Source organism: Hyphomonas sp. UBA4494, assembly GCF_002388935.1.
Lineage (GTDB): Bacteria > Pseudomonadota > Alphaproteobacteria > Caulobacterales > Hyphomonadaceae > Hyphomonas.
In genome coordinates this window covers 149,760-161,638 of the sequence record NZ_DGNK01000012.1, presented here as the reverse complement: position 1 = coordinate 161,638, position 11,879 = coordinate 149,760, and the positions used below count along the sequence as shown (strand labels likewise).

The 11,879-nt window shown below is 56.9% G+C and carries 13 protein-coding genes; 7 read left to right on the top strand and 6 right to left on the bottom strand.

The window, feature by feature from the left end:
* Nucleotides 1-113 precede the first annotated feature (113 nt).
* A complete protein-coding gene (locus B2P82_RS04930; RefSeq protein ID WP_290495556.1) occupies nt 114-1,691 on the top strand; it encodes an AMP-binding protein in 1,578 nt (525 codons plus the stop codon).
* Here the strand turns inward: B2P82_RS04930 and B2P82_RS04925 are convergent.
* Entirely contained in the window at nt 1,688-2,026 is a 339-nt protein-coding gene (locus B2P82_RS04925; protein WP_290495554.1) for a winged helix-turn-helix transcriptional regulator, read from the bottom strand. The genes B2P82_RS04930 and B2P82_RS04925 overlap by 4 nt on opposite strands.
* A 60-nt stretch (nt 2,027-2,086) precedes the next feature.
* On the opposite strand from B2P82_RS04925, the gene B2P82_RS04920 reads away from it, so the two are divergent.
* Nucleotides 2,087-2,692 carry a 2-hydroxychromene-2-carboxylate isomerase gene (locus B2P82_RS04920; protein WP_290495552.1) on the top strand — a complete coding sequence of 202 codons (606 nt, stop codon included), beginning with the start codon at nt 2,087-2,089 and terminating at the stop codon, nt 2,690-2,692.
* Here the strand turns inward: B2P82_RS04920 and B2P82_RS04915 are convergent.
* The gene (locus tag B2P82_RS04915; protein ID WP_290482656.1) at nt 2,683-3,681 is read right to left on the bottom strand and encodes an adenosine kinase; all 999 of its coding nucleotides are present in this window, start codon (nt 3,679-3,681) and stop codon (nt 2,683-2,685) included. The genes B2P82_RS04920 and B2P82_RS04915 overlap by 10 nt on opposite strands.
* 82 nt (nt 3,682-3,763) lie before the next feature.
* On the opposite strand from B2P82_RS04915, the gene B2P82_RS04910 reads away from it, so the two are divergent.
* Nucleotides 3,764-4,639, top strand: coding sequence for an ATP-grasp domain-containing protein (locus B2P82_RS04910; RefSeq protein ID WP_290495550.1), 876 nt, complete (start codon nt 3,764-3,766; stop codon nt 4,637-4,639).
* 6 nt (nt 4,640-4,645) lie between these two features.
* Here B2P82_RS04910 and B2P82_RS04905 read toward each other — a convergent pair whose 3' ends face one another.
* Both B2P82_RS04905 and nth read right to left on the bottom strand, forming a co-directional pair.
* Nucleotides 4,646-5,407, bottom strand: a complete 762-nt coding sequence (locus B2P82_RS04905) for a DUF481 domain-containing protein (protein WP_290495549.1) — start codon at nt 5,405-5,407, stop codon at nt 4,646-4,648.
* A gap of 120 nt (nt 5,408-5,527) precedes the next feature.
* The gene (gene nth / locus B2P82_RS04900) at nt 5,528-6,250 is read right to left on the bottom strand and encodes an endonuclease III (RefSeq protein WP_290495547.1); all 723 of its coding nucleotides are present in this window, start codon (nt 6,248-6,250) and stop codon (nt 5,528-5,530) included.
* Between the two features lie 54 nt (nt 6,251-6,304).
* On the opposite strand from nth, the gene B2P82_RS04895 reads away from it, so the two are divergent.
* The 4 genes from B2P82_RS04895 to B2P82_RS04880 all read left to right on the top strand — a co-directional run bounded on the left by B2P82_RS04895 (nt 6,305) and on the right by B2P82_RS04880 (nt 9,613).
* Entirely contained in the window at nt 6,305-6,799 is a 495-nt protein-coding gene (locus tag B2P82_RS04895) for a DUF2244 domain-containing protein (protein WP_290495545.1), read from the top strand.
* Nucleotides 6,800-6,895: 96 nt separating this feature from the next.
* Entirely contained in the window at nt 6,896-8,227 is a 1,332-nt protein-coding gene (locus B2P82_RS04890) for a cytochrome P450 (protein ID WP_290478849.1), read from the top strand.
* 62 nt (nt 8,228-8,289) lie between these two features.
* A complete protein-coding gene (locus tag B2P82_RS04885) occupies nt 8,290-8,961 on the top strand; it encodes a nitroreductase (RefSeq protein WP_290495543.1) in 672 nt (223 codons plus the stop codon).
* A 43-nt stretch (nt 8,962-9,004) separates the two neighbouring features.
* Entirely contained in the window at nt 9,005-9,613 is a 609-nt protein-coding gene (locus B2P82_RS04880) for a DUF1287 domain-containing protein (RefSeq protein ID WP_290495541.1), read from the top strand.
* Here the strand turns inward: B2P82_RS04880 and B2P82_RS04875 are convergent.
* Nucleotides 9,585-10,625, bottom strand: a complete 1,041-nt coding sequence (locus B2P82_RS04875) for a hypothetical protein (RefSeq protein WP_290495539.1) — start codon at nt 10,623-10,625, stop codon at nt 9,585-9,587. The two genes, B2P82_RS04880 and B2P82_RS04875, sit on opposite strands and share 29 nt — an antisense overlap.
* A 254-nt stretch (nt 10,626-10,879) precedes the next feature.
* Nucleotides 10,880-11,878, bottom strand: a complete 999-nt coding sequence (gene scpB, locus B2P82_RS04870; protein ID WP_290495537.1) for an SMC-Scp complex subunit ScpB — start codon at nt 11,876-11,878, stop codon at nt 10,880-10,882.
* Nucleotide 11,879: the final 1 nt, after the last annotated feature.

The following is an 11,879-nucleotide window of genomic DNA, read 5'->3' as shown; positions in this document are numbered from 1 at the left end:
AATACACTGCAGAGTGTTTATGCAATCTTGCATTAGGGGTTGCGACAGTGTCGATAAATGACAGATTGTTACAATAAACATGAGGCAACGCCTCGGAGGAAACGAAGGCCATCATGACCGGACAGACCATCCCGGCACCTTTGCCATACCAGCCATCTCGCACCAGAACCGACCTTTTCAGCGCGCTCTTTCGCGCGAAAAAGGAATTCGGCGCGAACAAGACGATTCTCGTTGATGGCGACGACCGGCAACTCACCTACAAGGATCTTGTTCAGGGGTCCCTCGCCCTCGGATCAGCGTTGCGCCAAGGAACCAAATCGGGTGAGGCAGTCGGCGTGATGTTGCCCAGCGGCGCCGGTGCCGTGATTGGGTTTTTCGCGCTCAGCGCCTTCAATCGCATTCCCGCCATGTTGAACTTTACCGCTGGCTCGCGAAACCTGAAGGCCGCGCTTAAGGCAGGTCAGATAAGCCGCATCATCACGGCTCACAAGTTCGTCGAGCTCGGCGGACTCGAAGCACTGATGGAAGAATTGTCGGGCTCCGCCGAGATCGTCTACCTTGAGGATGTGCGCGAAAACCTGACACTGGCCAACAAGCTGATAGCCGCTGTAGGGAGCATCCTGCCCGGTCTTGTCCGGAAACAGTCCCGCTACAAATCCCCCGGCGTCATGCTGTTCACGTCTGGCACAGAGGGCGAGCCCAAAGGGGTCGTGCTGAGCCATGAAAACGTCATGGCAAATGTTGAACAGGTACGGGCACATATAGGTCTCAGCCCCGATACGGACAGTCTGTTCAATCCCCTGCCGACATTTCATTGTTTCGGCCTGACGGTTGGTGCGGTCTTGCCGCTCGTGGCCGGCATCCCGGTCATATTCCATCCCTCACCGCTGCAGCCCCGTGAAATCGTGCGACGGATCCGTGCGAACCAGTCGACCATCCTGCTCGCAACGGACACGTTCATCTCTCAATATGCCCGGATCGGGAATGACGGTGACATGAGCTCTGTGCGGTTGGCTGTGTGCGGCGCGGAACGGGTTAAGGATGAAACCCGCGCCCTGGTCCGCCGCAAATTCGAAATCGAAATCCTCGAAGGCTATGGCGCAACCGAAGCCTCTCCCGTCATCGCGGCCAATAAGTGGGAAGACAATCGGCCGGGAACTGTCGGGCGTCTGATGTCAGGCATGGAGTCCAAGCTGCTGCCGGTCGAAGGCATCGAAGATGGCGGTCGGCTACATGTTCGCGGGCCGAACATCATGATGGGCTATCTGCGGCCGTCAAACCCCGGCATGCTTGAACGCCCCGAAGGCGGCTGGCACGACACCGGCGACATCGTTGCGATCGATGAAAGTGGGATCATTCGTATCATGGGCCGCGTCAAACGCTTCGCGAAGATTGGCGGTGAAATGGTCTCTCTGGCGGTGGTTGAAAACTGCGCGAGTGCGATCTGGCCCGACAATCTGCACGCAGCCGTTACGCTTCCGGATCCCCGCAAGGGTGAGCAGGTCATTCTGCTCAGCGATACCAAGGCAAGCAATCGCGAAGACATTCTCGCTTGGGCCAAGAATCACGGCGTGCCGGAATTGTCTGTTCCGAAACGCGTCTATCATGTTGATGAAATCCCGGTCCTCGGAACCGGCAAGATCGACTATGGTGCTGTGCAGAAAAAAGTAGAAGCTCTGCTGAACGACTAAGCCGACGTCGTGCGTCGCACGGGCATGTGTTTTTTACCCCAATCCTTCAGGGTCAACAGGGCTGGAGCCAATTCCTGACCCTTCTCGGTCAGCACATAGTCAAACCGTTTTGGCGTCGTTGTATAGGCTATGCGTTCCAGCACGCCTGCTTCGACAAGCCGTTTCAAGCGGTCGGCCAGGATGTGTCGTGTCATACCGCTTGAGGCAATAAACTGTTCGAAACGGGACAGGCCCAGGAAGCAGTCTCGAAGAATCAGCATCGTCCAACGATCCCCAACCAGTGAAAGCGTTCGCGCAACCGGGCACCAATTATCGGATAAATCAGACCATTTCATGCTGACACACCTATACTGATTTGCCATAGTTCCAAAATGAAACTCATCTGAGAGGGTCCCATGGCAGGCAAATTCGAATTCTATTTCGACTATATCAGTCCATTTTCTTACGTGGCCAATGCCGCAGTGCAACAAATATCCGCCCGTACCGGGGCAGATATCGTGATCAAGCCAATGTTTCTGGGCGTTGTAATGCAGGCTACAGACAACAGGCCGCCTGGCATGGTGCCGGCGAAGGGTGCATACATGATGAAAGATCTCCAACGCTGCACAACCCGCTATGGCTTGGACTTTCGGATGAACCCCTATTTCCCGATGGTCAGTACCCGCAATCTGTTGCGCGCAACCTGCGGACTGGACAATGACCCCACTGAGCAGAAGCGATTCATGGATGCCTGCTTCCAACATATGTGGGCGTCCCCAACCCCACTCAAACCAGATGATGACGATTCGGTTCGGGCAATGTGCGAGCAGGAAGGGTTCGACTTCCGACAGATTCAGGAACTCGCTCAGGCAAGCGCCAGCAAGGACGCCATGAAAGCCAACACCGATTCAGCCATTGCCCGAGGAGCATTCGGCGCGCCGACATTCTTTGTCGGTGACGACATGTTCTTTGGGCATGACCGGCTCGACTATGTCGAAGAGGCTCTGAAGGCTCAGGCGTAAATGCCGGCCTGCTCGGCGAGTGTCTTGTAGGACTGTTCCGGGCGTGGTCCGAAATGCGCGATGACCTCGGCCGCAGCGATGTGACCAAGGTGCGCGCATGTCTCCAGCGGCAGTCCACGAGATATTCCGAACAGGAAACCCGCCGCATATTGGTCGCCGGCACCGGTTGTATCGAGAACCTGATCGACCGGCTCTGCCTTGACGCTGATGGGGTCACCGGCGCCGATCACGACCGATCCCTTCTCGCTGCGCGTAACCGCCGCGACGGCAGTGTCCTGTTGAAGCGCAGCCAAAGCCGCGTCGAAATCTTCCGTTTCGTACAGGGAGAGCAGCTCTTCCTCATTCGCAAACAGAATGTCGACATTGTTGCGAACCAATTGAAGAAAGCTCGCACGATGCCGGTCTACACAGAATTTATCCGACAAGGTGAGCGCCACTTTGCGGCCAGCGGCCTTGGCTATTTCTGAGGCAAATACAAACGCTTCCTTGGCATCTTCGCGGTCAAACAGATATCCTTCCAGATAAAGAATGCCCCCTGCCCGCACGGTGTTTTCGTCCACGTCATCCTTGGAGAACAGGACCGACGCGCCGAGGAATGTGTTCATGCTCCGCGCACCGTCTTCCGTCACGAAGATGATGCTGCGTGCCGTGGCGGGTCCGCTCTCAAGAGGTTTCGTCGCAAAGGGCACACCCGACGCGGTCATCTCGCGTGTAAACTGGCTGCCGAGTTCATCCTTAGAGACTTTGCCAATATAGGCGGCACGTGCGCCGAAGCTCGCAAGACCGGCGATCGTGTTGGCGCCACTGCCGCCAGATGTATAGAATGGGTCCACCGCGGCCTTGGTCAGAGCTTCTGCACGATCTTCCTCGATCAAATTCATCGCATTCTTGTGAATGCCCCATTTTTCGAGGAACGCATCGTCCGTTTTCGACATCACATCCACAATGGCATTTCCCAAGCCGACGACATCGAAGCGGATTTCACTCATTTCACAGATTCCCTGATTGCTCGGCGCCAATTGCCAGAGCTGCCTGCTGGACGCAACAGCTGCGCATGATAAACGCCTGCGGATGAAAATTGCATATTTGTCCTCCCAAGTTACCCAGCCCGGCTCTCCCATCCGGCGGTCCGATGCGTTCGAGCACGATTACATGATGCGCGCATTGAGACCCGAATTCTCAGAGCGTGGCATGGACATTGTGGATATCTGTTGGGACGATAGTTCTGTTGATTGGTCAAACCATGACGCCGCGCTGATTGGCACGACGTGGGATTATTGGGACCGACAGGACGAATTCCTGACCACGCTTGAGACCATTGAGGCTCAGACACGCTTGTTCAATCCTGCCGCGCTGGTCCGCTGGAACAGCGACAAGGTCTATCTCAAGGATCTCGCAGCTCGCGGCGCAGATCTGATCCCGACTCTCTGGATTGATGAGATGACCGACGATCAGTACCGAAGCGCCTTTGACGCGCTCGGCGAAACGAAACTGGTGTTCAAGCGTCAGGTCGGCGCAGGGGCGAGCGGTCAGCACTTGCTGAACTCAGATGACCCAGCCCCCAGGATGCCACACCCAATGATGGTGCAGCCCTTCCTGTCGACGATCCAGACCGAAGGCGAACTGAGCTTCATCTTCATTGATGGTGAGCTGTCGCACGCGCTGATCAAGCGCGCCAAGCCCGGCGACTATCGCATTCAGTCGACTTATGGCGGCCAGGAAGAAACGATCGAGCCGAGCCGGGCGGATCTGGACGTAGCGCGGGCGATACTCGGTCTACTCGACGACATCCCGCTATACGCCCGGGTCGACATGCTGCGCCATCCTGACGGCTCCCTGCTCCTGATGGAACTCGAATTGATCGAGCCATATCTTTATCCGGAACAGGGCGCACGTCTTGGAGGACTTATCGCCAAGGCCGTGGAGACCCGTCTAAAAGCGGGTTAGGCGACCTTAATCGCCGAGCGTGTAGACGAGCGAGAATTTCGTGGCGGTATCGGTTGCCTCATAGGTTGGCTGAGGCGCAGTGTCGTGGCGCACATCGAAGGACACGCGAGCCGCGAGGTGGCCATTCAACGCCGCGGTCAGTCCGATACTGTTATTGATCTGAGTGGATTCCTGACCATAGACCACATTGGTCTTGTTGCTCAGAGACACAGCCTCATTGAAGGCATAGAAATACTCAGACTGCGCTACCGCACCCAGTGACTCTTCAGTACTCGCCGGCGTGATCGTTTCAGCCCCGGTGCTATCCGTCGTGATCTGACGTTTGACTTCATCAATCTTGAAACCAGGGCCGCCGCGCACCGTCCAATGATGGTCTTCATCATCCAGGACATGCCAACCGACACCCCCACCAACAAAAGTACGGCTGTCGAAGCCGGTAAACTGGTCGACCTCATAGGAGGCCCGTCCGAAAGTGAACATCGTGTCGTTGAAGTCATGCTCCAGGTCCACCGCGCCGAAGTAGCGGTTACGGCTCTCAACGCCATCTTCCTTGCCGTAGTCTCCGGAGAACTGAATCCCGAAATTCCAATCGCCGGCACCGCGATCAAGGTCGATGCCGAGACCGGCTTCAGACGTTTCCGTGTTCCCGGTTGTCAGTCCTGCGCTGAGGGAAGACTCCCCCGACCAGCCATCCTCAGCCACAGCTGGCAGGCCGGACAGAAGACAGAGGGAGGCTGCGCCAAGGACGAATTTTCCTATGCGGTTCATGCGGTACGCTCCATTTTTACCTGTGCGATGCGGTGTCGGTTGGAGGTGGCCGTGATTTGGTTAAATTTGGGCGAACTGGAGGCAAGCCGCGTGTAGTGCAGTCGCGACACACCCTACCCGTCAGGCTTTGGGACCAAGAGACGATACAGCGGACGGGTCAGATGTCTTGGGTTTGAACCGGCACAAATCGGATATGGCGCAATGCCAGCATTCGGGTTTGCGCGCCTTGCAGACATACCGCCCGTGCAGGATCAGCCAGTGGTGCGCGCCCTTCTTGAACTCGGCAGGCGTCGCGCGCTCCAGCCCGGCTTCGACCTCGTCCGGTGTCTTGCCGGGGGCTAGCCCTGTCCGATTCGAGACGCGGAAAATGTGCGTGTCGACCGCAATTGTGTGGTGCCCAAAGGCTTCGTTCAGAACCACATTGGCGGTCTTTCGGCCGACACCGGGCAAGCGCACAAGTTCTTCCCGCGATTGCGGCACGTCGCCGCCGAATTCATCCAGCAACATCTGGCTCAGCGCGATGACGTTCTTGGCCTTATTGCGCCACAAGCCAATCGTCTTGATGTGCTCCGCGACGCCGGCCTCCCCCAGCGCCAGCATCTTTTCCGGCGTATCCGCAAGCGCGAACAATTTCGCAGTGGCTTTGTTCACTCCGACATCGGTGGCCTGTGCCGACAAGGCCACAGCCACGACCAGCGTGTACGGATTCACGAAATCAAGTTCTGTGCGAGGATCCGGGCGATCTGCGGCAAGTGCCGAAAAGAGCGCGGTCGCCTTCTCGGGTCCAAAAACGCGCGGAGCACGCTTCTTCTTGGTTTTCGGGGTGGATTTGAGCTGTGTCATTCCGCCTGTCTAATGCCCCCTCGCCTTCGCACAAGGCCATGCTATTTTAGACATATGACCCCGCCGAACGAAATCATCTATATGGACGCCGTTCTTCGGCCCAATCAGTCGCTCAGTCAGCGCGGTTTCGCCATGGTCATGGCAGTTGTCGGCGGCGTCAGCTTCCTGACGGGTATCGCCTTCATCTCAATGGGGGCCATCCCCGTGATCGGCTTCTTTGGTCTGGATGCCCTCGCCTTCTACTTTGCATTTCGCATGTCCTTCCGACAACAGCGGGAAGAAACCCGAATCGTCGTGACAGCTGAAGAGCTGCGGTTAACTCACAAAGGCGCCAATGGCAGCGAGAAGTCAGCGACTGTGCCGTCCGCCTTCGCGAGAATCGAACTCGATGAGCCGCTGAACGCGGATAGCTGGTTGCGGGTTGAATACGGCCAGACCGCCTATGTCATTGGGCGTTTCCTGACCTTGCCAGAACGAAAGTCGCTGGCCCGCGCGACACGCGCAGCACTACAGAATGCAAAACGCGAACGGCATATCGCAAAAAAATGACGCCTGCGTCATAGTTTTTTCAGAATAGCCGTGTTAAGGTGACGCCGACGTCATAAATCGAGCCTGAGACAAAGGCTTACTGTCGGAGGAAAATTGATGGCTGCTGATACGGTTCACCTGCTTGATCACCCTGCCCTGGAGCGCCCAAAGATCACTCACCGTGATCCGCTCTTCGAAGGCTATCTCGAAATTGGCGAAAAGGCACCGCCTGCCAGTTCGCTGCCTCTTGCGGAGCTGCACCCCGAGGATCCGGAACTCTGGCGGCAACAGGCGATGTGGGATCGTTTCGAGCGACTGCGCAATGAAGCCCCCGTGCATTACACAGCTGACTCCTTTGTCGGCCCGTTCTGGTCGATCACCCGCTATGAAGACATCATGGCGGTCGATACCGACCACAAACGCTTCTCTTCCAGCTGGGAACATGGCGGCATCACGCTGGGCAGCCCACCGGAAGATTTTGAGCTGCCGATGTTCATCGCAATGGATGAACCGCGCCACTCTGAACAGCGCAAGACGGTCCAGCCAGCCGTTGCCCCAAACATGCTCAAGGAATTCGAGCCACTGATCCGCTCGCGCACCCAGGGCCTGCTCGACTCCCTTCCGGTTGGTGAGCCGTTCGACTGGGTCGACACCGTCTCCATCGAGCTGACCACGATGATGCTGGCCACGCTGTTCGACTATCCATTCGAAAAACGTCGCGACCTGACCCATTGGTCCGACATGGCGACCGGCATGAACAATCCGGACATCTGCCCCGGCGGGGAAGAACAGTGGAAGCGCGAAATGATGGAATGTCTCGCCACTTTCATGCAGATCTTCCAGGAGCGTGGCGCACAGCCACAGAAGAATGATCTGATCAGCCTGCTTGCGCATGGTGAGAAGACCCGCAACATGACGCCAATGGAATTGCTCGGGAACGTCATTCTGCTCATCGTCGGCGGCAATGACACGACCCGAAACTCGATGACCGCTTCGGTCTACGCGCTGAACAAGTTCCCAGCAGAATATGACAAGCTGAAAGCAGACCTGTCGCTGATCCCGAACATGGTCTCCGAAACGATCCGCTGGCAGACGCCGCTGGCTCACATGCGCCGCACGGCGCTCGAAGACGTCGAGATGCACGGCCAGACCATCAAGAAGGGCGACCAGGTTGCCATGTGGTATGTCTCAGGCAACCGGGATGAACGCTTCTGGGACCGTCCGAACGACTATATCATCGACCGTCCCGATGCGCGTCGGCATATCTCGTTCGGCTTTGGTATCCATCGCTGCGTCGGCAACCGTCTCGCAGAACTGCAGCTTCAAATCCTGTGGCAAGAACTGATGGAACGCTTCAGCCATATCGAAGTGCTCGACGAACCATCCTTTTCTGCAGGCGGCTTCGTGAAGGGCTACACCTGGATGCCAGTGGTCCTGCACGGCAAATAAGTTTTGGCTGACGCCACGCCAAGACGATAAACCTCCCATCAGACCAGATGGGAGGTTTTTTCATGGACGTATCACAGGCAGTCGCGCAACGTATCTCCACCCGGGCCTTCAAGCCCGATGCACTTTCTGAAGCCGATATCCGCGAGTGGCTGAATCAGGCCCAGCGGGCGCCCTCCGGCGGCAACACACAGCCTTGGCGAACCATTGTCGTCACTGGCGACGCCAAGGATGCCGTCATCAGCATGGCCGCGCCTGTACTGGCTGCAAACCCAAAGGGTCAGCCAACAGATCGCCCAATTTATCCGAAAGACCTCTGGGAGCCCCACGAAGCGCGCCGCCGCAAAGTGGGCGAGATGATGTACGAAACGCTTGGCATTCCGCGAGAAGATCGCGCAGCGCGCATCGCCTGGTTCGCCAACAATTTCCGTTTCTTTGACGCCCCCGTGGCGACATTCATCGTCATCGATGAGCGGATGGGACATGGTCAGTGGGGTCACACCGGCATGTACCTCCAAACCCTGGCACTGCTCGCGGAAGAGCGTGGCTGGGGGACGTGCATGCAAGAATGCTGGGGCATGCTGCGCCCCGCCCTGAAAGACCATTTCAAACTGGCCGATACCGAAATGGTCTGGTGCGCGATGGCGGTCGGAAAGCCTGATCCATCCCATCCGGTAAACACATTGCGGGCAGAGCGCGCACCATTGGAAGAGATAGCAGAACTGCACGGCTTCTAATTTCGGCCCTATTCCTGCCGGATCGGTATGGCGCAATGGGATCATGCTCACACGTCGTGCCGCCATCTTGGGAGGTTTCAGTGTCCCGCTTGCGCCGATCCGCCTCGGGCAAAGAACGCTTCCGTGGCAGACTCGCCTCGCATTTGCTGCGAGATCCCAGATCGGGATCACACGCATGTATGACCCGGCCTATGCCCACCTCTCCTATCCGATGGGAGATGTGGAAAGATCGCGGGGCGTGTGCACCGATGTGATTGTGAGGGCCTATCGCGATGCGTTCGCAATGGACTTACAGCAACTTGTTCATGAAGACATGACCACCGCTTTCAGCAAGTATCCGACAATCTGGGGCCTGACCCGCCCTGACCGCAATATCGACCATCGTCGCGTACCAAATCTGGAAAAATATATCGAACGCCACGGCCTCGCCCTGTCAACGCCGCCAGACGATACAGGCTGGAAGGCAGGCGATCTCTATACGATGCGATACAAGGAAAGCCTTCCTCATATCGGAATTGTTTCTGACAAAACCACACGGACGGGACGCCCTCTGGTCATTCATAATATGGGTTGGGGAACGTCCGAGGACGACATTATCGGTCAGTTTCAGCATGAGCGCCGCTTCAGGCTGGCGCCTCGACCGGCTGCTTGACCCTGCCCGAAATCAGAAAGACGGTCCCGATCGCAAGTAATGGCAGTATTCGATGATGATACCGGTCGGGTGGACCCGACAGAAGGGCAAACAGCGCGTCATTGGCGATGGCGATCAATCCAATACCTATGATGGTTCTACGAATATCTGCACCAGTCCGTCTCCAACCGAAGAATAGTGCGGCGGCAAATGCAAGATAGCACCCATACCTCAAGATCGTCGCGGCCAACTCCACCGGCACCGCGGCGAAAAATCCTTTCGCCTGATGTGAGGCGTAGAAGCGTTCCGGAAAAGGCTCTGACAAGACAGGTTGGAAATCGAATTGGGTTGCTGGCCCATAATAGCTCAGAAAATCCAAAAAGATGGTACGGGCCAAGGGTACAGGCTCAAACATGAATGCATCCTTGAGTATGGGAAGCGAATGGTGCTCCTCAAACTTGGCCAAGTCGAATTCGCCCTCTGAGGTCTTCCAGACATCCCAGAACAGATCACGCCGACCTTTGTTCTCTGGATAGGTTTTTATTCTAACCACTTCGTTAGCCGCTTTAGACAGAACCAGGTTTCCGGACCGGTCTGCTTCCCTCTGCAGCAATTCCGGCTGGACCGAGAATACACGGGCGGCGGGAAACGTTTTCGAAAGTCGAGGCGTCTCAGGCATGATCATGGCATCAAGCAGCACGTTCGTACCAAATGCGATGACCGCGGCAACCATGCCAGCCACGACTTGCCGCCTCGAACGGAAAAGCACCGCCGCCAGCACAGCGAAAACAAGAGCAAAAATCTGTCCTGATCCGTGACCTGACAAAAGCAGGCCAGCTAAAATTCCCACATATATTTCTGGAAGCTTACGTGCAGACAGGAGCAGTACGATAGCTGGAAAGAACCACGCATCGACCAGGACTGCGCTCGTATAGATCGGCTGCAGGCTGAGCACAATCAGTATACACAACACTATGCGGCTGGGGCGAATATCATAAACGCGGAACAACAGAATCCATGCGCCCGCAGCCATTGCGCTATTGAGGATTGGCATCGCCCAATACCCAACCAGTTTGTAAGGCAGCGTCAGAAGCAGGGCCGGAAACTTGCCCCTGAACCAGTTTGCCCCCTTCCCTGAATAGGCAATGGAGTCAGACATCACCAGCGGGAATCCGTTCAGCACCGCAGGCAAGATCAGTACCGCGAACAGAGCGTAAAGCCAGATCGCTTCCTTCGACGTGAAGCGTTGAAGGAGAGCGACAGGCATCATCCGCACCCAAGCACTATCTATTCGTCATCATCCCATGCATCCATGGGCTGTTCCGGCACGCGCGGCTGCTTTGCCAGCTGAATCACGGCCGCTTTCACATCACCGCTGTCGAACTCATCAACATCAGACTGCGCACGTTCCGGTGCGCGCGTATAGGAGAACACACTGACGGAAGCATCATCTTCGCTATCGAGATCGGCCTGAGCATCAATGCCATTGTCTGACGAAGCCATTTCCAGCCTGACACCCTCATCGGTCTCTGAATCCTCGTCATCGCCTTCTTCCATGAAGTCTGTGACGAAAGATTCTGTCTCCGCGATCTCAGGGGACTCCACCTCTGGCGCTTCTTGGCCGTTCAGGGCTTCCTCGTCCGGCATCTGGAAACCGTCCGGAATAACATCCGACAATAGCCCCTCGGCTTCGAGATCGGCTTTGCCCGGCAATGTGTCGAGGCTTTCCAGCCCGAAATGCTCCATGAAGGCATCGGTCGTGCCATAGGTGATTGGTTGACCCGGGGTTTTGCGGCGGCCCTTGATCTTCACCCAGCCGGTTTCCAGCAATGTATCGATTGTTGTCTTTGACACCGCAACGCCGCGCACTGCCTCAACTTCAGCTCGCGTGACCGGCTGGCCATAGGCAATAATCGCCAGCGTCTCGAGCGTCGCCTGGCCCAGTTTTTTCTGAACCTGACGCTCCTCCACAAACAAATATGAAAGATCGGAAGCCGTCTGGAAGCGCCATTTGCCCGCGACTTCGACCAGATTGACCCCACGGTTCACATATTGTGCCCGGAGCGCCATCAACACTTCGGCCGCTTCGACACCATGCGGCAAAGTCTCGGCAATCTGCTCGGCGCTCAGCGGCTCGCCAGCGGCAAACAGGATGGCTTCAGCACGGCGGATACCCTCGACCAGCGCTTCGCTGGCGCCTTCAGTCAGGGCCTCTTCGGAACGACGATAGGCAAACGCCAACTGCGCAACCGCGTCGCGTTCTGTTTCGGGAGTGTCGTCAGTCATC